Below are 24465 nucleotides of genomic sequence, written 5' to 3'. Positions count from 1 at the left end.
TAGCTTTGCTCTCAATCTGTCCGCGCGGTGACAATCGGGTGCCGCCTGATCGGACATAATGGGGAGGTGTCCACAGCCTCTCTTAACCGCTCAGTCGGAGCCCCCGTAGTCAATCGACCGAGCGTTGTCGCGGTCGGCACCATCGTGTGGCTCGGTAGCGAAGTCATGTTCTTCGCCGGCCTCTTCGCGATCTACTTCACACTCCGCTCCACCTCACCCGAGGTATGGAGCCAGGATTCCGCACTCCTGAACATCCCGTTCGCGCTCGTCAACACGACGATCCTGGTCCTGTCGTCGGTGACCTGCCAGTTCGGCGTGTTCGCGGCGGAGCGACTGCAGCCGCGCGCCACGGGCTGGAAGATCTCCCAGTGGGGCATGGTCGAGTGGTTCTTCCTCACCTACGCCATGGGTGCGATCTTCGTCACCGGCCAGATCTTCGAATACGCCGAGCTCGTGCATGAGGGCCTGACGTTGGCCTCCAGCTCCTACGGATCTGCGTTCTACCTCACCACCGGCTTCCACGGCCTGCACGTCACCGGTGGCCTCATCGCCTTCCTCATCGTGATCGCAACAGCGTTCAGCGTGAAGAACTTCGGCCACAAAGAAGCGACGCGAGCAATCGTTGTTTCGTACTACTGGCACTTCGTCGATGTGGTGTGGATCGGACTGTTCCTCGTCATTTACGTACTCAAATAGGAATCGGGACACTCAGTCAGCATGAGCAGAACCACATCCACCACAGCCAAGCGGGGTAACTCGGGTCGGCGTCATCCTCTCGCGTCCGTCGCGCTGATCCTCGTCGGACTCATCACCACCGGCGGCGCCTACGCGATGTTCACGTCGACCGCGGCAGCCGAGACCACGGCGGTCACGCAGACCATGATCGAAGAGGGCGAGAAGCTCTTCGCCTCCAACTGCGCAACGTGCCACGGCCTCGACGTGCAGGGCACCGAGGCGGGACCGAGCCTCTACGGCGTCGGCGCCGCATCGGTCGACTTCCAGGTCGGAACCGGACGCATGCCACTGGCCGCGTCCGGCCCGCAGGCAGAGCAGAAGCCCGTGCAGTTCACGCAGGACCAGACCGACGCGATGGCGGCCTACGTTGCATCGCTGGCCCCCGGTCCGGCCATCCCCAGCGACGAGTACCTCCAGGGCGACGGCGACGCCACGTTGGGAGCGGAGCTCTTCCGCATCAACTGCGCGATGTGCCACAACGTCGCAGGTGCCGGTGGCGCTCTCACCGAGGGCAAATACGCCCCGTCGCTCGATGGCGTCGAGCCGGTCCACGTGTATGAAGCGATGGTGACCGGCCCGCAGAACATGCCGGTATTCAACGACCTGAACATCTCCCCGCAGGAGAAGGCCGACATCATCACCTACCTCAAGTACCTCGAGGACAACCCCTCCCCCGGCGGCTTCGACCTCGGCAGCCTCGGTCCGGTCTCTGAAGGACTCTTCGTCTGGATCTTCGGTCTCGGCGCGATCGTGGCCGTCACGGTCTGGATTGCAGCGAAATCCAACTGATCGACCCCGGTTCATTCCGGGCAGCGTCATCGGCAGTTCACAAATTCATACCCAGCATCACAGCGCAGCGCGAAAGGTACGACCATGGCACAGCACGACACCGGTGAACACGCCGATGCCGGCTCCGCTCTCGAGCGGAACATGCCTGCTCCCGGCACGGCAGTGGAGCGTTCCGACGCGTTCGTCAACCCCGGGTTGCCGCCCCACCGCCTTCGGGTCACCGACATCGACCCGAAGAAGAACAAGCAGGCGGAACGCCGCGTCTACACGCTCTTCTACGTATCGATCATCGGCAGCGTGCTGGCAGTGGCTGCCTATGCGGCCATCCCGATCGATACGGAGGGAGCCGCTTATGTTCGCATCACCACGGCCCTCCTGGGTTCGGCCATCGCGTTGGGCCTCCTCGGCATCGGTATCGGAGCCATCTACTGGGCGAAGAGCCTCATGCGCGGCGACGAGATCATCGAGATGCGTCACCCGACCAGGGGCACCGATGAGACTCGCGCCCGCGCCGTCGAGATCTTCGAACTCGGCAACGAGGAGTCCGGTTTCGGGCGGCGTGCGCTGATCCGCAACAGTCTCATCGGTGCCCTGATCGCCACGCCGATCCCGGCGATCATCCTGTTCCGTGACCTCGGTCCTGCCGGCAACCCCGCGGCGGCCCTCGAAGTCACCATGTGGGACAGCGGCACCCGGTTGACTCGCGACCCTACCGGTACCCCGATCCTGGCCTCCGAGGTCACTCTCGGCTCGGTCTACCACGTAATCCCCGAGGGCCTGCTCGAATCGGAGCACAAGCTGGAGGAGAAGGCGAAGGCGGCAGTGCTGCTCATGCGCCTCAAGCCCGAGGATCTCAACGAACTCCCAGAGCGCACCGACTGGTCCTATCAGGGAATAGTTGCATACTCGAAGATATGCACGCACGTGGGGTGCCCGGTGGCCCTCTACGAGCAGCAGACGCACCACCTTCTCTGCCCCTGCCACCAGTCGACATTCGACGTCAAGGATCACTGCAAGGTGATCTTCGGGCCGGCTAGCCGTCCCCTCCCCCAACTGCCAATCGCCGTCGATGCCGAAGGTTACCTCGTTGCCCAGTCGGGCTTCTTGGAGCCTGTCGGTCCTAGCTACTGGGAACGCTCATGAGCACCACCGCAGCAACATCTGCCACCCCCGAAACCACCGCGCCCATGTCGAAGCCGACGCCGAGCCGTGGCCAGCGCTTCACTGGCGCCGCAGCGAACTACCTCGACGAGCGCACGAGCATCTCGGGTGCCGTCAAGGAGCTCGGCCGCAAGGTCTTCCCCGACCACTGGTCGTTCATGCTCGGCGAGGTGGCGCTCTACAGCTTCGTGGTCATCCTGCTGACGGGCACCTTCCTCACATTCTTCTACGACCCGTCAATGACCGAGGTCGAATACGAGGGTTCCTACGTTCCGCTCAAGGGCCTCGAGATGTCGGCAGCCATGGCGTCGTCGCTCGACCTCTCGTTCGACATCCGCGGCGGCCTGCTCATGCGCCAGGTGCACCACTGGGCTGCGCTGCTCTTCATCGCGGCCATCGGCCTCCACATGCTGCGCGTCTTCTTCACGGGTGCGTTCCGCAAGCCACGCGAGCTGAACTGGGTGATCGGCTTCGTTCTGTTCATCCTGGCCATGGCCGAGGGTTTCACCGGCTACTCGCTCCCCGACGACCTGCTCTCGGGTAACGGCCTCCGCATCATCGACGGCATGGTCAAGGCCATCCCGCTGATCGGCACCTGGATCTCGTGGCTATTGTTTGGCGGCGAGTTCCCCGGGGTCGACGTGATCCCACGCCTGTTCGTACTGCACATCCTGCTGCTGCCGGCGATCTTGATCGCCGCACTGGGTGCGCACCTCCTGCTCCTCATCATCAACAAGCACACCCAGTTCGCCGGCCCCGGCCGCACGAATGACAACGTCGTGGGAATTCCGGTCATGCCGGCATTCGCCGCCAAGGCCGGTGGATTCTTCTTCGTCGTCTTCGGCATCCTGATGCTGATGGGTGCCTTCTTTACCATCAACCCGATCTGGAACTACGGTCCGTACGACCCGAGCCCCGTCTCCGCCGGAACCCAGCCTGACTGGTACATCGGCTTCGCCGACGGCGCCTTGCGGCTCATGCCCGGGTTCGACATCGTGTTCCTCGGCTACACCTACGCGATGGGCGTTCTCGTCCCCCTCATGGTGCTGCCGGTCTTCCTCGGCCTGGTGATGTTCTACCCCTTCATCGAAGCCTGGATCACGGGCGACAAGCGCGAGCACCACATTGCGGAGCGTCCGCGCAACGCCCCGGTGCGCACCGCCATCGGTGCTGCCGGCGTCACGTTCTATGCCGTGCTATGGGCCGCTGCAAGCTCCGACCTGATCGCGACGCACTTCTTCGTGACCATCGAAGGCACCATCGTGACCATGAGGTGGCTGCTCTTCATCGGACCGGTGATCGCGTACTTCCTCACGAAGCGCATCTGCCTCGGACTGCAGAAGAAGGACCGCGAGATCGCCCTGCACGGCTTCGAGTCCGGCCGCATCGTCCGCCTCCCGGGTGGTGCCTACATCGAGGTACACGAGCAGCTCGACGAGTACGAGCGCTGGAAGCTCGTGAGCTACCTCGACTACAAGCCGCTGATGATCCGTCCGGACGAGCGAGGACGCATCACCCTCGCCCAGCGTGCGCGCGCCGGACTCTCGTCCTGGTTCTTCGAGGACCGCATCGCCCCGGTCACGTCGACCGAGCTGGAGCGGGAGCACAGCAACCACTAACGCGGGATACGCGCTCACGAACGGGACATCGATCCGATGTCCCGTTCGTGCGTTAATCGCAGTCTGGGAATCGCGCAGGCGCATCAGCACCGGAATCGAGGGGCCTGCCGCGAGACCCAGGGACGCTGCACAGGCGCGACGAGGTGCTCGATCATCGGGGTCGATGCCGAGAGTGAACGAGCCTCGTCCACGACTTCGGCGTCGTACCCGGTGGTGCGGGAACTGTGCTGGCTCAGGTGCTCGCGCCACGACCCGACCGTGAACACTTCGACCATGATGCCCGGTCGCTCACGGTCGTCGTAGAGGCTCCAGCGGCGTGCTCCCGTGCGCCGCCGACTCTTCTCGATCCGGCGCATGATCTCGAAGAACCGAGCCCGGTCATCGAGGCCGATCTCGTACCGCACGATCACCATAACGGCTCCGCCCGGGTCGAGCGACTGCTCCCCCACCGTCCGGTCGGTCGAGTCCTCGGTCAGTGGCATGGGGGCGCTGACGCGGCTCTTGTCAGCCGTCGACAGCAGCGGTCGAATCCATAGCAGGACGGCACCGGCCACCAACAACACCGCGCCCGCATACGTCATAGTCGTCTCGACGCCGACCACGCTCGCAAAGGCACCGCTCAGGGTGGCGCCGGCGGCGGTGCCGCCGAACAGGACCAGCTGATAGAAGGAGAGCCCGCGTGCGCGCACCCACGGGGGCAGGAACTTCTGCACCGTACCGTTCAGGGGGGCGATGACCCCGATCCACGCCATGCCGACGACAACCAGTACAGGGAGGACAACCAGTACAGGGAGGATGACAGGAATGAATACCGTGGCAGTGATCGCCCGGAGACCGGCCCCATAGGCCGCGCTGCTCCAGAGCACCAGCCGACTCGTGCCCCACCTCCTCCGCACCCGAGGGATGATGAAGACCCCGCAGACCGAGCCGATGCCCAGCGCGGCGAGTAGCAGTCCGTAGCCGTTCGAGTCGAGCCCGAGTCGTCCGCTGGCCAGGACGGGCAGCAATGCCCAGAGCGCGTTGACCGGAACAATGAAGACGAGCAGCTGCCCGTAAAGCCGGCGCACCACGCCTGCGTTGACAACGTAGCGCAAGCCCGCCCGCGTTGCCGCGCCGAACGGTTCGGGGTCGACCGACGGCTGCCGGTAGCCTCGCCAGAAGGCCAGTACGAAGAGCATTCCCGTGAAACTGGCCGCGTTGAGGGCGAAAACGACAGGGATGCCGAGCATTCCGATGACCACGCCCGCGATGGCCGGGCCGAGGGCTCTCGCCACGTTGACCGCGATCGATGACAATGACGTAGCCCCGACGATCAGGCGCGAGGGTACGATCTCGGGAACGATCGCCTGGTAAGCGGGAAGTTGCACGGCTGCGGCGGCCCCGAGCAGGAAGGTGAGCGCCAGCAGCAGGAACGGAGTCAGCGCGCCTGCGGCTGTCAGCAGAGCGAGGGTGAGCGCGAGGACCACCTGCACCGCTTGCACGCCGATGAGCAGAAGGCGACGGTTCGCGAACTCCCCCAATACGCCCGCGGGTATGCCGAACAGGAGGACAGGGGCCGCTGCCGCGGTGGAGACCAGCGTGATGACCGCCGGCGACGCATCCTGCTCAATCAGGAACCATTGGGCGCCGACGGTCTGCATCCAGCTGCCGATATTGCTGGGGAGCCCCGCGATCCACATTCATCGGAAGAGAAGAACACCCGGTGGCGCGAACGCTCCGACTGCCGGAGCCGCCGCTGCTGCGCATCTGTCGGCCCTGTCAGGGCGGGTCTTTGAGCGGTCGTCACCACGAATACAGAATCCGCGGCGTCGCGCGGTCAGGCCGGCATCGAGATCAGGCCATGCCGTGTCGGGAGCGGAGCTGGGCCTGCTCTGTGTGCGGCTCGTGCCGAGCTGCGGCTGGACTAGGAGCTCACCGAGGCCACCGCCGATTCGATGACGTCGACGACCTCGTCGGGCTTCGCCAGCATGGCGAGGTGCGGTGCGGTGCGTCGACCTCGGACACCGCCTCGAAGTGGGCGCGCTCGTATCCGAACCGCTCGACGTCAGGGTTGACGGTGCGGTCTGCCCGCAACACCAGCCTCCAGCCCGGCCTCGACTCCCACGCGGCAACCGGTGCCGCCTCCTCGAAGGCGACGGCGGCGAGCGGGCGCTGCGCGACGGCCAGCAGTTCTGCGGTCTCGCGGGGTATTTCGCCTGCGTATCCGGAGACGTACACGAGACCGACCACGTTTTCGGCGGCTCCGGCGACAGTGATGACGGCACCTCCGCAGGAACGTCCGACCAGGACCCGAGGGAATATGAAAGGGCCAGCCGACACGGTGATCCGTGCCGTCTGGCCCTCGCGTTGCGCGCCTAGCGGGCGAAGTTGCCCCGGTAGTACTCGAACATCCACCCGACGAGGGCGATGACGGTGAGACCCGCGCCGATGAATGCGATCCAGACACCAACCGCGATCCCGACGAACAACAGGCTTGCACCCGCTGCGAGCACGATGGGCCACCAGCTCCACGGGCTGAAGAACCCCTGCTCGGCGTCGCCGTCATCGATGTTGGAGTCGAGACGGTCCTCGGGCAGTTCCGCGCCCTGTGCCTTGTGCAGGCGGCCAAGGTAGAACGCGATCAGCGCAGCGAGCGTCGATGACAGGAGCAGGCCGATGGACCCGACCCACTCGATGCCCAGCTCGTTCTGCAGCTCACTGGGAGCGTCGGCGTAGTAGACGTACGACCAGATTGTGTACGCGATGGATGCGACCAGGAAGAAGCCACTGAGGACCCAGAAGAGACGTGTGTTGGCGATCATGTGGCGGCTCTACTTCACTGTGTTGTCGGAGGCGTCGTACACCGGGGCATCCGGCGCATCCTTGAGCGGTCCGACTCCCACGGGTACGCCGGCCTCGGGGTGAGCGAGGTCGAAGGCCGGGGACTCGGAGCGGATGCGCGGAATCGAGGTGAAGTTGTGACGCGGCGGCGGGCAGGACGTCGCCCACTCGAGCGAGCGGCCATAGCCCCACGGGTCGTTGACCGTGACGAGGGGTGCGCGGCGGGCGGTGATCCACACGTTGTAGAAGAACGGGATCATCGAGATACCGAGGATCATCGAGCCGACTGTCGACAGCTGGTTCATCCAGGTGAACCCGTCTTCGGGCTGGTAAGTCGCGTAACGACGCGGCATGCCCATGACACCCAGCCAGTGGTGGATGAGGAAGGTCATGTGGAACCCGATGAACAGCGTCCAGAAGTGGATCTTGCCGAGGCGCTCGTCGAGCATGCGTCCGGTGAACTTGGGCCACCAGAAGTAGAACCCGGAGAACATCGCGAACACGACCGTCCCGAACACGACGTAGTGGAAGTGCGCCACCACGAAGTAGGTGTCAGAGACGTGGAAGTCGAGCGGCGGCGAGGAGAGGATGACGCCGGTGAGGCCACCGAAGGTGAAGGTGATCAGGAACCCGATCGCCCACAGCATCGGGGTCTCGAACGTGACGGATCCCCGCCACATGGTGCCGATCCAGTTGAAGATCTTCACACCGGTGGGCACCGCGATGAGCATCGTCATGAGGGCGAAGAACGGCAGCAGCACCGAACCCGTGACGTACATGTGGTGGGCCCACACCGTGACCGACAGTGCCGCGATGGAGATGGTCGCGTAGACGAGGGTCTTGTATCCGAAGATGGGCTTGCGGCTGAAGACCGGGAGCACCTCCGAGATGATTCCGAAGAACGGCAGCGCGATGATGTACACCTCGGGGTGGCCGAAGAACCAGAAAAGGTGCTGCCAGAGGATGGCACCGCCTGCCTCGGGGTTGTAGATATGCGACCCCAGCACCCGGTCGGAGCCGAGGGCGAACAGCGCTGCAGCCAGTACGGGGAACGCCATGATCACGAGGATCGAGGTCACCAGGATGTTCCAGGTGAAGATCGGCATGCGGAACATGGTCATGCCGGGGGCGCGCATCGTGATGATCGTGGTGATGAAGTTGACGGCACCGAGGATGGTTCCGAAACCACTCATCGCGAGGCCGAACACCCAGAGGTTGCCGCCGATGCCGGGAGAGAACGTCGTGGTGGAGAGCGGCGTGTAGGCGAACCAGCCGAACGATGCAGCACCCTGCGGGGTGAGGAACCCGGAGACCGCGATCAGCGATCCGAAGTTGAACAGCCAGTAGGCGAACGCGTTGAGGCGCGGGAACGCGACGTCGGGCGCGCCGATCTGCAGTGGCATGAGCACGTTGGCGAAGCCGGCGAACAGCGGCGTCGCGAACATCAGCAGCATGATCGTGCCGTGCATGGTGAAGAGCTGGTTGTACTGCTCCTTGGTGGCCAGCAGTTCGAGGCCGGGCTCAAAGAGCTGGGCACGAATGACCAGCGCCATCACTCCGCCGAGGCAGAAGTAGATGAACGAGGTGATCAGGTACATGTACCCGATCTTCTTGTGGTCAGTCGACGTCACCCAGTTGACGACGATGTTGCCCTTGCTGATGGGGCGACCGACGTTCGGCTCACTCGATGAGGGACCGGTGGTGGTGGGGCTCTGCGTTGCTGTGCTCATCTGGATGGACCCTTAGTCGGTTTCCGAAGCTTCGGTGCCTGGCTGGTTCTGGTTGACGATGTAGTCCTCGCCCAGCGTGCCGGTCTGGCCGGCATCGACGAGGCTCTGGATGTAGTCGTCGTATTCGTCTTGCTCGACGACCTTGACCTGGAACAGCATCAGCGAGTGGTACTCCCCGCAGAGCTCGGCGCACTTGCCGATGTAGGTGCCGGTCTTGAGGGGCGTGAAGTACATGTAGTTCGTCTTGCCGGGAACCATGTCCTTCTTGTACAGGAAGTCGACGACGAAGAAGGAGTGCAGCACGTCGCGGGTATGGATGTCGATCTGCACCTTCTGGTCTACGGGAAGGTAGAGCACCGGAAGGGTGTCGTAGTTGATGGTCTCGGGGCCATCGGTCTCCTCGGCCTGGATTCCGGGCGAGAAGACGCCGTCGCCGCCCGGGCCCTCGTTGAGGTAGTTGAAGTCCCACGCCCAGCGCTTGCCGTAGACCTCGATGGTGACGTCGGGGTCGCCCGGGTCGCTTTCGATGGCGTCCTGGTCGCGCGCGGTGAAGGCGAAGAAGCCGAGCACCAGGATGAGCGGCACGATCGTGTAGAAGATCTCGATCGGTAGGTTGTAGCGCAGCTGCACGGGGAGGCCGGTCTGGCCCTTGCGGCGGCGGTACGCGATGGCGGCCCAGATGATGAGGCCCCAGGTCAGGATGCCGACCACGAGCAGCACGATCCACGACGTGACCCAGAGGCCGGTGACGCGGTCGGTGTGGTTGGTGACACCGGGCTCGCCCGGCATGAAGCCGCGGAGCTGGGCCTGCGTGCATCCCGCGAGAACGACGACCATGGTCGCGGCAATGGGAATGGTTGCCCATCGTAGACGGCGGTTAGAGCGCACCGGGAACCTTTCGTGGAACTCGCGACTGCATCGAATCACAGTCACTTTGACCGTCTCAGCCTACCCGGAAGGAGGGGCGGGTTCCGACAGGAGGAGGGGGCCGTTCGCTCCCAATCAACCGTAAAAAAGGGAACCGCCCGGAGGCGGTTCCCTTTTCTGTACGTCTGATCGACGAACGCCGTCAGCCAGGTGGTAATCCCGGCCGGGCCAGCGGTTATCCGGCTAGTGGAACGAGTCCCCACACGCGCAGCTTCCGCCGGCGTTCGGGTTGTCGATGGTGAATCCCTGCTTCTGGATGGTGTCTTCGAAGTCGATGCTCGCGCCGTCGAGGTACGGCACGCTCATCTTGTCGACGACGACCTCGACACCGTCGAAGTCGACGGTGGTGTCGCCGTCGAGGAGGCGCTCGTCGAAGTAGAGCTGGTAGATAAGTCCGCTGCATCCGCCCGGCTGCACTGCCACGCGCAGGCGCAGGTCGTCGCGACCCTCCTGCTCGTAGAGGCTTCGGACCTTGGTCGCGGCGGTATCGGTGAGGCTCACGCCGTGGGTGGGGGCTGCGGTCTGGCCGGTGGCCGCCGCGAGCATCTCCTCGCCGGTCGGAACGCCGGTCGTCGAAGAATTGGTGACTGTTGTGTCGGTCATGAGCACTCCCTGCCTCGGTGATTCCTTCGTGAAGTGTAATCCCGCAGCCCGGGAAAACCTTCCCAACCGGTCGCGCTCGACCGGGTGGCGATCAGCGCGGGGACCTGCGGGCCCGTCAGGCGGAGCGCTCGTTGAGCCGGGCGAGGAGCACGGCCTCGGTGAGGACCGCGCGGTGGAATACCCCGAGGTGCAGGGATTCGTTGGGGCTGTGCGCCCGGGTGTCGGGATCTTCTACCCCGGTGACGAGGATCTGCGCGGCGGGGAACTTCTCGACGAGGTCGGAGATGAAGGGGATGGAGCCGCCGATACCGGTTTCGACCGCGGCGGTGCCCCATGCATCCGTCATGCTCTGCTTGGCCTCGGCGACCGCCCAGCCCGAGGTGTCGACCGAGAACGGGTTGCCCTGGTCGACGTCGCTGATCTCGAGGTGCGCACCGAACGGGGCCAACGCTCGCAGGTGCGCCTCGATCGCGGCGTAGGCGGCTGCGGCGGTCTGGCCGGGGGCTACCCGAACGCTGATGCGGACGGACACCGAGGGCAGCAGGGTGTTGGAGGCGTTGGCGACGCTGGGTGCGTCGATGCCGGTGATGGTGATCGCGGGCTTGCTCCACAGCCTGCTCAGGATGGACCCGGAGCCTACCGGCGTGACGCCGTCGAGGAGCCCTGCCTCGTCGCGGAACCTCGCGTCGTCGTAGGGCAGGTCTGCGGCCTCTCCCCCGGTGAGGCCGGCGACCGCCACCGATCCGTCGTCGGCGTACAGCGACGACAGCAGCGTGACCATGGCCATCATGGCGTCGGGGGCCGCGCCGCCGAACATGCCGGAGTGCGAGGCGTGGGCGAGGGTCGAGACGGTGAGGCGGAAGGTCACGTTGCCGCGCAGGCCGACCGTGAGGGCGGGAGTTGCGGTATCCCAGTTGTCGGAGTCGGCGACGACGATCACGTCGGCGGCGAGCTCCGCCTCGTGCTGCTGGAGGAAGTTGGAGAACGACCGCGAGCCGAACTCCTCCTCGCCCTCGATGAACAGGACGAGCCCCAGGTCGAAGTCGGTGCCGACCTCCTCGACGAGAGCACGGATGGCACCGATGTGGGCCATCACTCCCGCCTTGTCGTCGGCCGATCCGCGCCCGTACAGCCGGTCTCCGCGCACGGTCGGCTCGAACGGCGGCGAGTCCCAGTCGGCGTCGTCGCCGGGGGGCTGCACGTCGTGGTGGGCGTACAGCATGATGGTCGGCTTGCCGCCCCGTGCCGCACGGGTGGCGAGCACGGCGGGCTGGCCCATTTCCTCGCTGTCGCCCTGGGGTGCCCTGGATACCTGCACGGAGTCGAACACGCCGAGCCCGTCGGCGAGGGCGGCGACCGCAGCGGCGCTGCGCTCCACGGCCTCGGGGTCGAATGCCGACCACGACACGGAGGGGATGCGCACCAGGCGGGACAGGTCGGCGATGGTCGACGGGAGACCCACCCGCACGGCCTCGGAAAGGGAGGCGAGTAATTCCGGACGTGTGGCTGGCGCAAAAGACATGGAGGTAATCTTAAGCGGACTTCTAAGGCAGGGATTTGATTATGGCCACCTCACCATCCGGCAAGAACGACAAGGTCGTCGTCGAAGACGAAATGGAGCTCGCGGCAGGCAAGGGACGCCCGACGCCCACCCGTCGCGAACGCGAGGCGGCGAACAAGCGCCCGCTCGTGTCGAACGACCGCAAGGCCGCGAACAAGGAGGCGCGCCAGAAGATGGCCGCCGCCCGCGAGAAGGCCCGCATCGGCATGGCGAACGGCGAGGAACGCTATCTCCCGGTCCGTGACCGCGGTGCGCAGCGTCGGTACGTGCGGGACTACATCGATGCGCGGTTCTCGGCCGGCGAGGCCCTCATCCCGCTGATGTTCGTCGTCATTCTCTCGACGTTCGTGCCCCAGACCGCCGTCTACGCGTTCGTCGCCCTGTGGGCCCTGTTCATCATCGCGATCCTCGACTGCGTGATTCTCGGCTTCATTCTCAAGAAGAAGATCGCAGAGCGCTTCGGTGCCGACAACGTGCAGGGCGGCACTCGCTGGTACGCGGCGATGCGTGCGCTGCAGCTGCGACCGATGCGGTTGCCGAAGCCGCAGGTCAAGCGCTGGAAGTACCCGGCCTGATCCCTCAGCGGTGCGGGGTCGCTGCCTAGCGGCGGACGGACCGCAGTTTGAGCAGGCCACGGTTGACCTGGCGGGCCCAGAGCGGCCCGCGGTAGAGGAACCCCGTGTAACCCTGCACCAGCGTGGCGCCGGCGTCGATGCGCTCGGCGACGTCGGCCGCGGTCTCGACTCCCCCGACCGAGATGACGCACACCTCGGCTGGCACGACCGAGCGGATGATGCGCAGCACGTCGAGTGATCGTGTGGCCAGCGGTGCGCCGGACAGCCCGCCCGCGCCGATGCGCTCGACCTCGGTGTCGGCGGTGACGAGGCCTGTGCGGCCGAGGGTGGTGTTCGTGGCGATGATGCCGGGAAGGCCGAGCTCGACGACGAGCGCGGCGATGCGGCGCACCTCGTCGTCGTGCAGGTCGGGGGCGATCTTGACCAGCACCGGGGTGTCCCCCGCCGCATCCCGCACGGCCGCCAGCAACGGGGCGAGCTTGTCGATCTCCTGGAGCCCGCGCAGGCCGGGGGTGTTGGGTGAGCTGACGTTGACCGTGAGGTAGTCGGCCACCGGGGCGAGCAGACGCGTGCTGACGAGGTAGTCGTCGATGGCGTCATCCACGCCGACGATGCGGGACTTGCCGATGTTGGCGCCGATGATGGGGCGGATGCCGCTGGCCATCTGGCGCGCGAGGCGCGGGGCGACCGCGGCTGCCCCATCGTTGTTGAAGCCCATGCGGTTGATGACGGCGCGGTCGGCGACGAGCCGGAACAGGCGGGGCTTCGGGTTGCCCGGCTGCGCGATCGCGGTGACGGTGCCGACCTCGATATGCCCGAATCCGAGGTCGTACAGCCCGCGGATGCCCTCGCCGTTCTTGTCGAAGCCGGCGGCGACCCCGAACGGCGAGTCGAAGCGCAGGCCGAGGGTGTTGACGGCGAGGGAAGCATCCGGCCTGGTCATGCGGCGGAGCACACGTGCGGCGACGGTGCCGGGAATGGCCTGGATGACCCGGAACGCGAGGTGGTGCGCCTGTTCCGGGTCGAGGCGTCGCAGGACCACGGAGAACAGGAGGGGATACACGCTGGGCGGCCTCAGTCGGTCGGCGACGTCTGGTGCTCGACGCGCAGCAGCGTGATCGCGGCCTCGAAGTCGTCGAGGGAGTCGAAGCCCTGGTAGACGCTGGCGAACCGGAGGTAGGCGACCTCGTCGAGTTCGCGCAGCGGGGGCAGGATGGCGAGCCCGATCTCGTTGGCGTCGATCTGCGATGCGCCGGTAGCGCGGATGGTCTCTTCGACCCGCTGGGCGAGCAGCGCGAGGTCGGTGTCGGTGACGGGCCGGCCCTGGCAGGCCTTGCGCACGCCGGTGACGATCTTCTCGCGGCTGAACGGCTCCAGCACGCCGTTGCGCTTGACGACGTTGAGGCTCGCGGTCTCGGTGGTCGTGAAGCGGCGCCCGCATTCCGGGCACTGGCGACGGCGGCGGATCGACATTCCGTCGTCACTGGTGCGCGAATCGACGACGCGCGAATCAGGGTGGCGACAGAACGGACAGAACATGGTGCTCTCAGGATAGGGCAGCCGGCGGCGGCGCGGCGCCGGGGCTACGAGTCGGCGAACCGCGCCGTCACGGCATCGCCGTGTGCTGGCAGGTCCTCGGCGACCGCGAGGCTGACCACGTGGTCGCTGACGTCGCGCAGGGCATCGCGCGTGTAGTGCACGACCTGCTGCGGGCGCAGGAAGGTGAACGCGCCGAGGCCGGATACGAACCTGGCCTGTCCCCCGGTCGGCAGCACGTGGTTCGAGCCCGCGAGGTAGTCGCCGAGGCTCACTGGCGTGTTCGTTCCCATGAAGATCGCGCCGGCGTCCTCGATGCTGTCGAGCATCGCGCCGGGGTCGGCGGTGTGGATCTCGAGGTGCTCGGGGCCGTAGGCGTTGCTGAAGTCGGCGGCGACCCCCATGTCGTCGACGAGCACGATGGCCGACTGGATGCCGTCGAGCGCGATGCGCACGCGGGCGCTGTGGTGGGTGCTGGTCGCGAGTGCGGCGACGGACTCCCGCACGCGCTCGGCGAGCTGTGGCGAGTCGGTGACGAGCACGGCCGCGGCCAGCTCGTCGTGTTCTGCCTGGCTGATGAGGTCGGCGGCGACGATGGATGCGTCGGCCGAGGCATCCGCGATGATGAGGATCTCGGTGGGGCCGGCCTCGGAGTCGATGCCGACCTGGCCGAGCACGGCGCGCTTGGCGGCGGCGACATAGACGTTGCCCGGGCCGGTGACGACCTGCACGGGCTCGAGTCCGAGCGACGGGATGCCGTAGGCGAGGGCTCCGATGGCGCCGGCGCCGCCCATGGCGTAGACCTCGTCGATGCCGAGGAGGCCCGCAGCGCCGAGGATCGTCGGGTGGATGCTGCCGCCGAACTCCTTCTGCGGGGGCGAGACCAGCGCGATCGACGACACGCCGGCGACCTGCGCGGCGACCACGTTCATCACGACGCTCGACGGGTAGACGGCCTTGCCGCCCGGCACGTAGAGGCCGACGCGGCGCACCGGGGTCCAGCGCTGGGTGACGGTGGCGCCCGCACCGAGCTCGGTCACGACCGGCGCGGGAACCTGCGCGCGGGATGCCGCCCTGACCCGGGTGATGGCTTCCTCGAGCGCCGTCCTGACCGCGGGGTCGAGTGCCGCCATGGCGTCGGCGATCGCGGTGGCGTCGACGCGTACGCGCTCGGGGCGGACGCCGTCGAACCGCTCGGCCTGGTCGAGAATCGCCTTCTCGCCCCTGGCGCGCACGTCGGCGATGAGGGCGGTGGCGGCATCCGTCGCCTGCGAGACGTCGGTGTGCGATCGGGGGACTATCGAGAGGAGTTCGCTGCGGGTGGGCGTCTGGCCGCGGAGGTCAATGGTCTGCATCATGGCGCATCAACATTACCGGCGCGCGCACCCTGATCCTGTGAGTGCGCGCACCGCGAGCGGGCGGTGCTGCGCGTCGGCAGCGGGGAAGGCTCAGCTCAAACAGTTGGGCCCGAGCAGCGACTTGAGCTCGCCGAACAGGTCGGCGGTCACGGTGACCGGGAACGGGATCTCGAACAGCCGCGCGGTGTCGCCTTTGATCAGCTTGAGCCGCACCTCGGTGTCGCCCGCGTGCCGGATCAGCGAGTCACTGAGGTTCGTGACCACCTCGGTCGTCGCGCGGTGCTCGGGCATGCTGATGACCAGCGGGCCAGACCCCAGGCTCTGCCCGAGGTCGGGGGTGAACATGCTGACGGCGTGCAGGTTCATTCCGTCGTCGCGCAGGCTCACCCGCCCGCGGATCACCACGACCTGGTCGTTTGCGAGGGCGGGCGAGAACTCCTGGTAGGTCTTGCCGAGGAACATCACGGTGATCTCGCCGCCGAAGTCCTCGATCTGCACGAGCCCGTACTGGTTACCGGAGTTGCGGGCGGTGCGGTGCTGCACGCTCGTGACCAGCCCGGCGACGTTCACCGTCTCGCCATCCATCGACGCATCGCTCGTGAGGATCTCGGCGATGCTCGCCGAGGCGTGCTTGGCGAGCTGCAGTTCGAGGCCGGCCAGCGGATGGTCGGACACGTACAGGCCGAGCATCTCGCGCTCGAAGGCCAGCTTGTCGCGCTTCGACCACTCGGGGCGCTCCGGCACCGCGACCGCGGAGACGGGGTCGTCCCAGAGACTGTCGAAGTCGAACCCGACCTGGCCGTGTGCCTCGTTGCGCTTGACCGAGACCGCCGACTCGACGGCATCTTCATGGATCTCGAGCAGGGCGCGGCGGGTGGAGCCGAGGGAGTCGAACGCCCCGGCCTTGATGAGCGATTCGGCGGTGCGCTTGTTCGCGGCCGTGATGGGCACCTTGGCGAGGAAGTCGTGGAACGACGTGAATGCGCCCTTTTCCTCCCTGGATGCTCGAATCTGGTCGACCACGGCGAAGCCGACGTTGCGCACGGCGCCGAGCCCGAACCGGATGTCATCGCCGACGGCCGCGAAGAAGCCGATTGATTCGTTGACGTCGGGGGCGAGCACCTTGATGCCCATGCGCCTGCACTCGTTGAGGTAGATGGCGAGCTTGTCCTTCGAATCCCCGACGCTGGTGAGGAGCGCCGCCATGTACTCGGCCGGGTAGTGCGCCTTGAGGTAGGCGGTCCAGTACGAGAGCACCCCGTACGCCGCGGAGTGCGCCTTGTTGAAGGCGTAGTCGGAGAAGGGCAGGAGGATGTTCCAGAGCGTCTGCACTGCATCCATCGAATAGCCATTGGCCTGCATGCCGCCGGAGAAGCCCTCGAACTGCTTGTCGAGCTCCGACTTCTTCTTCTTGCCCATCGCGCGGCGCAGGATGTCGGCCTGGCCGAGCGAGAAGCCGGCGAGCTTCTGCGCGATCGACATGACCTGCTCCTGGTACACGATCAGGCCGTAGGTGGTGCCGAGCACGTCGGCGAGGGCCTCGGAGAGCTCGGGGTGGATGTAGTCGACCTCTTGCTGGCCGTTCTTGCGGAACGCGTAGTTGGTGTGCGAGTTCGCGCCCATCGGGCCCGGTCGGTAGAGCGCGCCGACCGCGGAGATGTCCTCGAAGTTGTCTGGCCGCATCAGGCGGAGCAGGGAGCGCATCGGTCCGCCGTCGAACTGGAACACGCCGAGCGTGTCGCCGCGGGCGAGCAGGGCGTAGGTGAGCGGGTCGTCGAGTTCGAGCTCTTCGAGCACCGGGGTCTCGCCGCGGTTGGCCTTGATGTTGTCGAGCGCGTCGTCGATGATCGTGAGGTTGCGCAGCCCGAGGAAGTCCATCTTGATGAGGCCGAGGGCCTCGCACGCCGGGTAGTCGAACTGGGTGACGATCTGGCCGTCCTGCTCCCGCTTCATGATCGGGATAATGTCGAGCAGCGGTTCGGACGACATGATCACGCCCGCGGCGTGCACGCCCCACTGGCGCTTGAGGTTCTCGATGCCGAGGGCGGTGTCGAACACGGTGCGCGCGTCGGGATCGGAGTCGAGCACCGCGCGCACGTCTCCTGCCTCCTTCCAGCGCGGGTGGTCCTTGTCCATGATGCCGGTGAGCGGGATGTCCTTGCCCATGATGGCCGGGGGCATCGCCTTGGTGAGCTTCTCCCCCATACCGTAAGGGAAGCCGAGCACGCGGGACGAGTCCTTGAGAGCCTGCTTCGCCTTGATGGTGCCGTAGGTCACGATCTGCGCGACGCGGTCGTCGCCATACTTGTCGGTGACGTAGCGGATGACCTCGCCGCGGCGACGCTCGTCGAAGTCGACGTCGAAGTCGGGCATCGACACGCGGTCGGGGTTGAGGAAGCGCTCGAAGATCAGCCCGTGGCGGATCGGGTCGAGGTCGGTGATGCCCATCGCGTAGGCCACCATGGAGCCTGCGCCGGAGCCGCGGCCGGGGCCGACCCTGATGCCGTTCTTTCGAGCCCAGCCGATGAAGTCGGCGACGACCAGGAAGTAGCCGGGGAACCCCATCTGCGAGATGACGCCGATCTCGTAGGCCGCGCGCTCGTGCACCTCGTCGGGGATGTCGCCACGGTAGCGGCGGTCGAGGCCGGCCTCGACCTCCTTGGCGAACCAGGTCGCCTCGGTCTCGCCCTCGGGGAGCGGGAACACCGGCATGAAGTTGGCGTTCTCGTCGAATGCCACGTTGCAGCGCTCGGCGATGAGCAGGGTGTTGTCGCACGCCTCGGGGTGGTCGCGGAACAGGTGCCGCATCTGCTCGGCGGTCTTGAGGTAGAACTCGTCGGCGTCGAACTTGAACCGGTTGGGATCGTCGAGGGTGGTGCCGGACTGCACGCAGAGCAGGGCAGCGTGCGAGGTGGCGTCATGCGCGTGGGTGTAGTGCAGGTCGTTGGTGGCGACGAGCGGCAGGTCGAGCTGCTTCGCGAGGCGCAGCAGGTCGCCCATCACGCGGCGCTCGATGCCCAGGCCGTGGTCCATGATCTCGCAGAAGTAGTTCTCGCGGCCGAAGATGTCACGGAAGTCGGATGCCGCCTGCACGGCTTCGTCGTACTGCCCGAGCCGCAGGCGTGTCTGGACCTCGCTGCTGGGGCAGCCCGTGGTGGCGATGAGTCCCTTGGCGTATTCGCCCAGCAGTTCGCGGTCCATTCGGGGCTTGAAGTAGTACCCCTCGAGCGACGCGCGTGACGAGAGGCGGAACAGGTTGTGCATGCCCTCTGTCGACTCCGAGAGCATCGTGAGGTGGGTGTATGAGCCGGCACCCGACACGTCGTCCTGTCCGCCGTTGCCCCAGCGCACGCGGGTCTTGTCGCCGCGCGCGGTGCCGGGCGTGAGGTAGGCCTCGGTGCCAATGATGGGCTTGATGCCGGCGCTGGTGGCCGACTTCCAGAAGTCGTACGCGCCGAACACGTTGCCGTGGTCGGTCATCGCGATGGCGGGCATGCCCTGCTCGGCAGCGGCCTTGACCAGCGGGGTGACCCGCGCCGCGCCATCCAGCATCGAATACTCGCTGTGGACGTGGAGGTGGACGAACGACTTGGTGCTGGCGGGCAATATCTCTCCGACGAACGAGGGTGGGTGGCTCGACTTCCAGCCTACGACTGGGGCGGTGTGATCAGGGTGCGGGTCGGCGCTGGATGCGCGCGTCAGTCGCCGCGCAGCACGTCGAGCGCGTGCTGCAGGTCTGCCGGATATCTCGTGCTGTACCGCACCCGCTCACCGGTGCCGGGGTGCACGAAACCCAGCTCGAGGGCGTGCAGCCACTGCCTGGACAGCCCGAGCCGGGCGGAGATCGACGGGTCGGCCCCATACATCGCGTCGCCGACGCAGGGATGTCGCTGTGCGGCCATGTGCACGCGGATCTGGTGGGTGCGCCCGGTCTCGAGCTGCACGCGCAGCAGCGACGCACTGGGGAATGCCTCGAGGGTCTCGTAGTGCGTGACCGAGTCCTTGCCGCCGGCGACGACCGCGAACTTCCAGCTGGAGCCGGGGTGACGCCCGATGGGCGCGTCGATGGTTCCGGCGAACGGGTCGGGGTGGCCCTGCACGACCGCGTGGTAGACCTTGTCGACCTCGCGGTCGTGGAATGCGCGCTTGAGGGCGCCGTATGCCCGCTCGGACTTCGCGACCACCATGAGGCCGCTGGTTCCGGCGTCGAGGCGGTGCACGATGCCTGCACGCTCGGATGCCCCGGAGGTGGCGACACGGAACCCGGCGCCGGCCAGGGCGCCGAGCACGGTCGGACCCGTCCAGCCGACTGAGGGATGCGCCGCGACGCCGACGGGCTTGTCGATGACGATGATGTCGTCGTCGTCGTGCACGATCGTGAGGTCGGGCACGATGACCGGCACGATGCTCGGCGCGACCTTGTCGGTCCAGGTGACCTCGAGCCAGCTGCCGGCGCTGAGCCGGTCGGACTTGCCGAGCACGGTGCCGTCTGCGGTGACCCCGCCGGCCTCCGCCACCTCGGCGGCGAAGGTGCGCGAGAATCCGAGCAGCTTGGCCAGCGCGGCATCCACCCTGTCGCCGGCGAGGCCGTCGGGTACGGGCAGGCTGCGGGTCTCACTCATCGGGAATCCCCGTGGGTGGCCGTGTCGTCGGCATCGTCGGGGGTGGATGCTGCCGCGGTCGCCGTGGGCCGTGGCACGTCGCGGGTGCCATCGAGGTTGACCCCCCGCAGCGTGAGGATGATGAACAGCCCCATACTCGCGACGATGAACGAGTCGGCGATGTTGAAGATCGCCGGGAAGCCCGCGACCTGAATGAAGTCGACGACGTGGCCGAGGCCAAAGCTCGGTTCGCGGAACAGCCGGTCGGTGAGGTTGCCGACGGTTCCACCGAGCAGCATGCCGAACAGGATGGCCCAGCTCATGGACCGGATGCGACGGGCGAAAATGATGATGAACACGGTGACCGCGGCCGCCGCAATGGAGAAGATCCAGGTGTAGCCGGTGGCGATCGAGAACGCCGCCCCTGGGTTCTCGACGAAGTAGAACTGCAGCACCGTGCCGAGAACCTCCACCGGCTCGCGCAGGGGGAGGTTCTCGACGACGAGGTACTTGGTGAGCTGGTCGAACGCGTAGACACCGATGGCGATCGTCGCGAGCGTGATGAGCGCGCGAACGCTGACGGGGGCTGGTGCGACCGGGGTCGGGCTGGCCGCGGGCGTCGGGTCAGTTTCCGCCAAAACCCTGGCCGTTACTGCCGGTGGAGGAGCTTCCGCTGTCTCCGTCGACCAGGTCCAGCTCGCGGAGCTGGCCTTCGATGTAGCCCTTCAGCTTCTGGCGGTACTCCCGCTCGAAGGTGCGGAGTTCGTCGATGGTCGCCTCGAGCGCGATGCGCTCGTCGTCGAGCTTGGCGAGCTCGACCCGCTTGGTCTCCTCGGCCTCGGTGACGAGGCGGTCGGCGGTGGCCTGCGCTTCGGCAACCAGGCGGTCGGCCTCGGCGCGGCTGTCGCCGACGAGCTTCTCCGCAGTGGATTCCCCCTCCGCGACGGCCTGGTCGGCGGAGGCGCGGCCCTCGGCGATGAGCGAGTCGCGCTTCTGGATACCGTCGCGAACGTGCTCTTCGTGCAGGCGGCGCGCGAGCTGGAGGAGGTTGGTGGTGCTGGCTGCCTCGTCGTCGATGTCGCTCGATGAGCTGGTCGGGGTGACGGTCGGCGCACTGACGGTGGGTGCGGATGCCACGACCGACGGAGCGGATCCGGTCGAGGTGTCGGGTTCCGTGTCGACGTCGGGTTCGACGACCGGCTCCGGCTCGATGGCCGGTTCGGTGTCGGGCTCGGGTTCCGGCTCGACGATGAGCTCGTCGTCGTCCACGACCAGTTCGTCGGCAACCGGCTCGGCGTCGGCGACGGGGATGACCGTGTCGGACCCGGTGCCCCCGGTGCGCTGCAGCTCGCTGATGCGCGACTCGCCCGCGACGAGGCGCTCACGCAGCTCCTCGTTCGCCTGGTTCAGGCGGCGCAGTTCGACGACGACCTCGTCGAGGAAGTCGTCGACTTCGTCCTGGTCGTAGCCCTCGCGGAACTTGGTCGGCTGGAAGCGTTTGTTGACAACGTCTTCGGGGGTCAGAGCCATGGGTCACCTCAGGGTGTTCTGGCCGGGCACTGGCGCGCGCGGCGTGGTTGTCGAAGGGACTGCCGGGATGTACTGCCGGAAGCTCGACGTCAGTCGACGCCTCGGATCAGCGTACAACCCGGGCTGGTGTCACCGGAGCGCCTGCGCGACCGACATCAGGATCAGCACCGCGAGGAACACCACGGTCCAGGCGAGGTCGAGAGCGATGCCCCCCAGGCGGATCGGCGGGATAACGCGCCGAACCGCCCGGATGGGTGGATCCGTGATCGTGAAGACGAACTCCGCGACGATAAGGATGACCCCGGTGGGGCGCCAGTTGCGTGCGAAGGTGCGGGCGAGATCCAGGATGAAGCGGGCCCACATGGAGAGGAAGAACAACAGCAACGCGAAGTACGCGATGGTTGCTACGAGAGAGACGATCACGAAATCGACGTTAGCCCATCGGGGCTGGGCGTCAGTTCTGGGCGAAGAAGGATGCGTCGACCTCGGGCTCGGTCTCGGCCTGGTCTCCGCTCACGACCACGTGCGCGGGCGAGAGCAGGAATACCTGCTTGGTGACGCGCTCGATCTTTCCGTGCAGGCCCTGAGAGAGCCCGCTGGCGAAGTCGATGAGGCGTCGTGCGTCTGGCTCGCTCATCTGCGAGAGGTTGATGATCACCGGCACGCCTTCGCGGAAGCTTTCGGCGATGACCTGGGCGTCCTTGTACTGGCGGGGGTGGACCGTGAGGATTTCATTCATGTCGGCAGCCGATGCATTCTGGGTCGGTGTTGGCGTGGCCCGGCGGAGCGGGGTGACGGGGGCGCGGCCGGCAGCGGTGGCTGCGGGCGCGGTCTGTGCTGCGGGGGCCTGTGCTGCAGCGGCCTGCTGCTGCTGCGGCGCGTTCTTCTGCTGCGCGGACTCGTCGGGTTCGATCTCTTCGTCGGCGAGTCCGAGGTAAACCATGGTCTTGCGAAGCGGGGAAACCATTTCGTGCCTCTCGTGTAAATCTTCAGTGCTCAGATTAACCGGGGTCCGGCCGGTTACCGGTTATTGCAGAACCTATGCGGAGGTGTGTCGCGCCCTCGAGGATGGCCTCGCGGAAGTCGCCCGACATGCCGGCAGAGATGTGTGTCGCGGTGGGGTCGAGGCGGGTCACCCGCTCGGACATGGTGCGGAGCCTGGCGAACGCCGGACGTGCGGGCTCGCCGTCCGGGGCGACCGCCATGACCCCGAGGAGGCGCAGCCCCGGGGTGGAGAGCACCGTCTCTGTCGTGGCTTCGAGCGCGGCATCCGTCACCCCTCCTCGGTCGGGGTTGTCGGTGAGGTTGACCTGCACGAACACGTCGGTTGCCGGGTTCCTGTCAGTCGACTCGAGGGCGGAGATCACCGAGTCGCGGTCGATCGAGTGGATTACCCGCGAGTAGGTCGCCACCTGCCTGGCCTTCTTGCTCTGCAGCTGCCCGACGAAGTGCCAGGTGACCTCCGGCGCCTCGAGCTCGTCGCTCTTGCGCGAGGCCTCCTGGTGCCGGCTCTCGCCGAAGTCCGTGACGCCCAGCGTGACCAGCTCCCGGATGAGGGACAGGGGCTGGAACTTGGTCACCACGATGAGGGTGGTGGACTCCCTGCCCCGCCCGGCCTCGTCGAGGGCATCCTCGATCCCTGCACGCACGGTGTCGAGCCGTGCGTGCAGGGTGGTCGAGTCGCTCACCGGTTACTTGAGGAAATCGGGTACGTCCAGGTCGTCGTCGCCGTCGCGGTCGAAGACCGGGTCGGGAGCGGCGGGGAGCTTGGGCTCTGACCCCCACACGCCGGAGGACGACGAGGTACGCGGCGCGGGGGCCGACGCTGCGGCGGGACGCTCGGAGCTCGCGGCACCGGCACCGGCACCGGCAGAGACCAGGCTCTCGGTGCGGGCGGCGGGACGCTGCTCCACCTTGGCTGCCTTGGCTGCCGTCGGCTCGCCACCGTCGAAGCCCGCGGCGATGACGGTGACTCGCACCTCGTCGCCGAGGGTGTCGTCGATGACGGCACCGAAGATGATGTTCGCCTCCGGGTGCACGGCCTCCTGCACCAGTCGCGCGGCGTCGTTGATCTCGAAGATTCCGAGGTTCGATCCGCCCTGGATGGACAGCAGCACGCCGTGGGCGCCGTCGATGCTCGCCTCGAGCAGCGGGGACGCGACGGCCAGCTCGGCCGCCTTGATGGCACGGTCGGCTCCGCGCGCGGATCCGATACCCATCAGCGCGGAACCCGCACCCTGCATGACCGACTTGACGTCGGCGAAGTCGAGGTTGATGAGACCTGGGGTGGTGATCAGGTCGGTGATGCCCTGCACGCCGGCGAGGAGCACCTGGTCTGCGGTGGCGAATGCCTCGAGGAAGCTGATGCCCCGGTCGCTGATCTCGAGCAGGCGGTCGTTGGGAACGACGATGAGGGTGTCGACCTCGCCCTTGAGCGCGGTGACGCCGATCTCGGCCTGCGCGGCGCGGCGCTTGCCCTCGAAACCGAAGGGGCGCGTGACGACACCGATGGTCAGTGCGCCGATGGACTTCGCGATGCGCGCGACGACGGGTGCGCCACCGGTTCCGGTTCCGCCACCCTCGCCCGCGGTGACGAAGACCATGTCGGCGCCCGCGAGCGCCTCTTCGATCTCTTCTGCGTGGTCTTCGGCTGCGCGGCGACCCACTTCGGGGTCGGCCCCGGCACCGAGTCCCCTGGTCAGTTCGCGACCGACGTCGAGCTTGACGTCGGCGTCGCTCATCAGCAGCGCCTGGGCGTCTGTGTTGATGGCGATGAACTCGACGCCGCGAAGCCCGAGTTCGATCATCCGGTTGACGGCATTGACGCCGCCGCCGCCGATGCCGACGACCTTGATCACGGCTAGGTAGTTCTGGTTTGAGCTCACGTGCGGCCTCCGCTAGTCACCCTAAACCTCAACTA

23 protein-coding genes are annotated in these 24465 nt (G+C 66.8%); 5 read left to right on the top strand and 18 right to left on the bottom strand.

Annotated features, from left to right (window positions below):
- The first annotated feature begins 66 nt into the window (after positions 1 to 66).
- The 4 genes from ctaE (at position 67) to qcrB (ending at position 4304) form a co-directional block, all read left to right on the top strand.
- The gene (gene ctaE, locus G5S38_RS04860) at positions 67 to 696 is read left to right on the top strand and encodes an aa3-type cytochrome oxidase subunit III (protein ID WP_165065145.1); all 630 of its coding nucleotides are present in this window, start codon (positions 67 to 69) and stop codon (positions 694 to 696) included.
- Positions 697 to 717: 21 nt separating this feature from the next.
- Complete coding sequence (gene qcrC, locus G5S38_RS04855) at positions 718 to 1524, top strand: cytochrome bc1 complex diheme cytochrome c subunit (RefSeq protein ID WP_165065142.1); 807 nt, start codon at positions 718 to 720, stop codon at positions 1522 to 1524.
- An 84-nt stretch (positions 1525 to 1608) separates the two neighbouring features.
- Positions 1609 to 2667 carry a cytochrome bc1 complex Rieske iron-sulfur subunit gene (gene qcrA, locus G5S38_RS04850; protein ID WP_165065139.1) on the top strand — a complete coding sequence of 353 codons (1059 nt, stop codon included), beginning with the start codon at positions 1609 to 1611 and terminating at the stop codon, positions 2665 to 2667.
- Positions 2664 to 4304: a cytochrome bc1 complex cytochrome b subunit gene (qcrB, locus tag G5S38_RS04845; RefSeq protein ID WP_165065136.1), complete on the top strand. Its 1641-nt coding sequence runs from the start codon at positions 2664 to 2666 to the stop codon at positions 4302 to 4304. The genes qcrA and qcrB overlap by 4 nt, the downstream gene beginning before the upstream one ends.
- An 83-nt stretch (positions 4305 to 4387) precedes the next feature.
- Here qcrB and G5S38_RS04840 read toward each other — a convergent pair whose 3' ends face one another.
- The 7 genes from G5S38_RS04840 to G5S38_RS04810 all read right to left on the bottom strand — a co-directional run bounded on the left by G5S38_RS04840 (position 4388) and on the right by G5S38_RS04810 (position 11906).
- Complete coding sequence (locus G5S38_RS04840) at positions 4388 to 5983, bottom strand: MFS transporter (protein ID WP_165065133.1); 1596 nt, start codon at positions 5981 to 5983, stop codon at positions 4388 to 4390.
- A 232-nt stretch (positions 5984 to 6215) separates the two neighbouring features.
- The gene (locus tag G5S38_RS04835; RefSeq protein ID WP_165065129.1) at positions 6216 to 6533 is read right to left on the bottom strand and encodes a hypothetical protein; all 318 of its coding nucleotides are present in this window, start codon (positions 6531 to 6533) and stop codon (positions 6216 to 6218) included.
- A gap of 125 nt (positions 6534 to 6658) precedes the next feature.
- Complete coding sequence (locus G5S38_RS04830) at positions 6659 to 7105, bottom strand: cytochrome c oxidase subunit 4 (protein ID WP_165065125.1); 447 nt, start codon at positions 7103 to 7105, stop codon at positions 6659 to 6661.
- 9 nt (positions 7106 to 7114) lie between these two features.
- A complete protein-coding gene (ctaD, locus tag G5S38_RS04825) occupies positions 7115 to 8854 on the bottom strand; it encodes an aa3-type cytochrome oxidase subunit I (protein WP_165065122.1) in 1740 nt (579 codons plus the stop codon).
- A gap of 12 nt (positions 8855 to 8866) precedes the next feature.
- The gene (gene ctaC, locus G5S38_RS04820) at positions 8867 to 9742 is read right to left on the bottom strand and encodes an aa3-type cytochrome oxidase subunit II (protein WP_456237989.1); all 876 of its coding nucleotides are present in this window, start codon (positions 9740 to 9742) and stop codon (positions 8867 to 8869) included.
- A 222-nt stretch (positions 9743 to 9964) separates the two neighbouring features.
- Entirely contained in the window at positions 9965 to 10327 is a 363-nt protein-coding gene (erpA, locus tag G5S38_RS04815; RefSeq protein WP_201276582.1) for an iron-sulfur cluster insertion protein ErpA, read from the bottom strand.
- Between the two features lie 172 nt (positions 10328 to 10499).
- The gene (locus G5S38_RS04810) at positions 10500 to 11906 is read right to left on the bottom strand and encodes a dipeptidase (protein ID WP_165065113.1); all 1407 of its coding nucleotides are present in this window, start codon (positions 11904 to 11906) and stop codon (positions 10500 to 10502) included.
- Positions 11907 to 11947: 41 nt separating this feature from the next.
- Here G5S38_RS04810 and G5S38_RS04805 point away from each other — a divergent pair, with 41 nt between their 5' ends.
- Positions 11948 to 12520: a DUF3043 domain-containing protein gene (locus G5S38_RS04805; protein WP_165065110.1), complete on the top strand. Its 573-nt coding sequence runs from the start codon at positions 11948 to 11950 to the stop codon at positions 12518 to 12520.
- A 25-nt stretch (positions 12521 to 12545) separates the two neighbouring features.
- On the opposite strand, the gene G5S38_RS04800 is transcribed toward G5S38_RS04805, so the two are convergent.
- From G5S38_RS04800 to ftsZ, 11 genes are all read right to left on the bottom strand, one after another.
- The gene (locus tag G5S38_RS04800; RefSeq protein WP_165065107.1) at positions 12546 to 13583 is read right to left on the bottom strand and encodes a quinone-dependent dihydroorotate dehydrogenase; all 1038 of its coding nucleotides are present in this window, start codon (positions 13581 to 13583) and stop codon (positions 12546 to 12548) included.
- An 11-nt stretch (positions 13584 to 13594) separates the two neighbouring features.
- Entirely contained in the window at positions 13595 to 14059 is a 465-nt protein-coding gene (gene nrdR / locus G5S38_RS04795; RefSeq protein WP_165065104.1) for a transcriptional regulator NrdR, read from the bottom strand.
- 44 nt (positions 14060 to 14103) lie between these two features.
- A complete protein-coding gene (gene hisD / locus G5S38_RS04790) occupies positions 14104 to 15414 on the bottom strand; it encodes a histidinol dehydrogenase (protein WP_165065101.1) in 1311 nt (436 codons plus the stop codon).
- Positions 15415 to 15504: 90 nt separating this feature from the next.
- Positions 15505 to 19020 carry a DNA polymerase III subunit alpha gene (dnaE, locus tag G5S38_RS04785; RefSeq protein ID WP_165065097.1) on the bottom strand — a complete coding sequence of 1172 codons (3516 nt, stop codon included), beginning with the start codon at positions 19018 to 19020 and terminating at the stop codon, positions 15505 to 15507.
- A 92-nt stretch (positions 19021 to 19112) separates the two neighbouring features.
- Positions 19113 to 20036, bottom strand: a complete 924-nt coding sequence (locus G5S38_RS04780) for an RluA family pseudouridine synthase (RefSeq protein WP_165065094.1) — start codon at positions 20034 to 20036, stop codon at positions 19113 to 19115.
- A complete protein-coding gene (gene lspA, locus G5S38_RS04775) occupies positions 20033 to 20653 on the bottom strand; it encodes a signal peptidase II (RefSeq protein WP_235928900.1) in 621 nt (206 codons plus the stop codon). Before lspA ends, G5S38_RS04780 begins: the two co-directional genes overlap by 4 nt.
- On the bottom strand, positions 20640 to 21545 hold the full coding sequence (locus tag G5S38_RS04770) for a DivIVA domain-containing protein (protein WP_165065091.1): 906 nt from the start codon (positions 21543 to 21545) through the stop codon (positions 20640 to 20642). Before G5S38_RS04770 ends, lspA begins: the two co-directional genes overlap by 14 nt.
- 129 nt (positions 21546 to 21674) lie before the next feature.
- Positions 21675 to 21968 carry a YggT family protein gene (locus tag G5S38_RS04765; RefSeq protein ID WP_328796220.1) on the bottom strand — a complete coding sequence of 98 codons (294 nt, stop codon included), beginning with the start codon at positions 21966 to 21968 and terminating at the stop codon, positions 21675 to 21677.
- Positions 21969 to 21999: 31 nt separating this feature from the next.
- Positions 22000 to 22512, bottom strand: coding sequence for a cell division protein SepF (locus G5S38_RS04760; protein WP_165065088.1), 513 nt, complete (start codon positions 22510 to 22512; stop codon positions 22000 to 22002).
- Between the two features lie 34 nt (positions 22513 to 22546).
- The gene (locus G5S38_RS04755; RefSeq protein WP_235928899.1) at positions 22547 to 23233 is read right to left on the bottom strand and encodes a YggS family pyridoxal phosphate-dependent enzyme; all 687 of its coding nucleotides are present in this window, start codon (positions 23231 to 23233) and stop codon (positions 22547 to 22549) included.
- A gap of 3 nt (positions 23234 to 23236) precedes the next feature.
- Positions 23237 to 24430 carry a cell division protein FtsZ gene (gene ftsZ / locus G5S38_RS04750; protein ID WP_165065085.1) on the bottom strand — a complete coding sequence of 398 codons (1194 nt, stop codon included), beginning with the start codon at positions 24428 to 24430 and terminating at the stop codon, positions 23237 to 23239.
- Positions 24431 to 24465: the final 35 nt, after the last annotated feature.

The organism is Marisediminicola senii (genome assembly GCF_011057645.1).
Classification (GTDB): Bacteria; Actinomycetota; Actinomycetes; order Actinomycetales; family Microbacteriaceae; genus Marisediminicola; species Marisediminicola senii.
This window is presented reverse-complemented; position numbering and strand designations above follow the sequence as displayed.

Excerpts from the sequence above, each read along its gene's own strand:
- qcrC (WP_165065142.1), top strand. The coding sequence starts at position 718 with ATGAGCAGAACCACATCCACCACAGCCAAGCGGGGTAACTCGGGTCGG.
- qcrA (WP_165065139.1), top strand. The coding sequence starts at position 1,609 with ATGGCACAGCACGACACCGGTGAACACGCCGATGCCGGCTCCGCTCTC.
- qcrB (WP_165065136.1), top strand. The coding sequence starts at position 2,664 with ATGAGCACCACCGCAGCAACATCTGCCACCCCCGAAACCACCGCGCCC.
- G5S38_RS04840 (WP_165065133.1), bottom strand. The coding sequence starts at position 5,983 with ATGTGGATCGCGGGGCTCCCCAGCAATATCGGCAGCTGGATGCAGACC.
- G5S38_RS04830 (WP_165065125.1), bottom strand. The coding sequence starts at position 7,105 with ATGATCGCCAACACACGTCTCTTCTGGGTCCTCAGTGGCTTCTTCCTG.
- ctaD (WP_165065122.1), bottom strand. The coding sequence starts at position 8,854 with ATGAGCACAGCAACGCAGAGCCCCACCACCACCGGTCCCTCATCGAGT.
- erpA (WP_201276582.1), bottom strand. The coding sequence starts at position 10,327 with ATGCTCGCGGCGGCCACCGGCCAGACCGCAGCCCCCACCCACGGCGTG.
- G5S38_RS04810 (WP_165065113.1), bottom strand. The coding sequence starts at position 11,906 with ATGTCTTTTGCGCCAGCCACACGTCCGGAATTACTCGCCTCCCTTTCC.
- G5S38_RS04805 (WP_165065110.1), top strand. The coding sequence starts at position 11,948 with ATGGCCACCTCACCATCCGGCAAGAACGACAAGGTCGTCGTCGAAGAC.
- nrdR (WP_165065104.1), bottom strand. The coding sequence starts at position 14,059 with ATGTTCTGTCCGTTCTGTCGCCACCCTGATTCGCGCGTCGTCGATTCG.
- hisD (WP_165065101.1), bottom strand. The coding sequence starts at position 15,414 with ATGATGCAGACCATTGACCTCCGCGGCCAGACGCCCACCCGCAGCGAA.
- G5S38_RS04780 (WP_165065094.1), bottom strand. The coding sequence starts at position 20,036 with ATGAGTGAGACCCGCAGCCTGCCCGTACCCGACGGCCTCGCCGGCGAC.
- G5S38_RS04770 (WP_165065091.1), bottom strand. The coding sequence starts at position 21,545 with ATGGCTCTGACCCCCGAAGACGTTGTCAACAAACGCTTCCAGCCGACC.
- G5S38_RS04760 (WP_165065088.1), bottom strand. The coding sequence starts at position 22,512 with ATGGTTTCCCCGCTTCGCAAGACCATGGTTTACCTCGGACTCGCCGAC.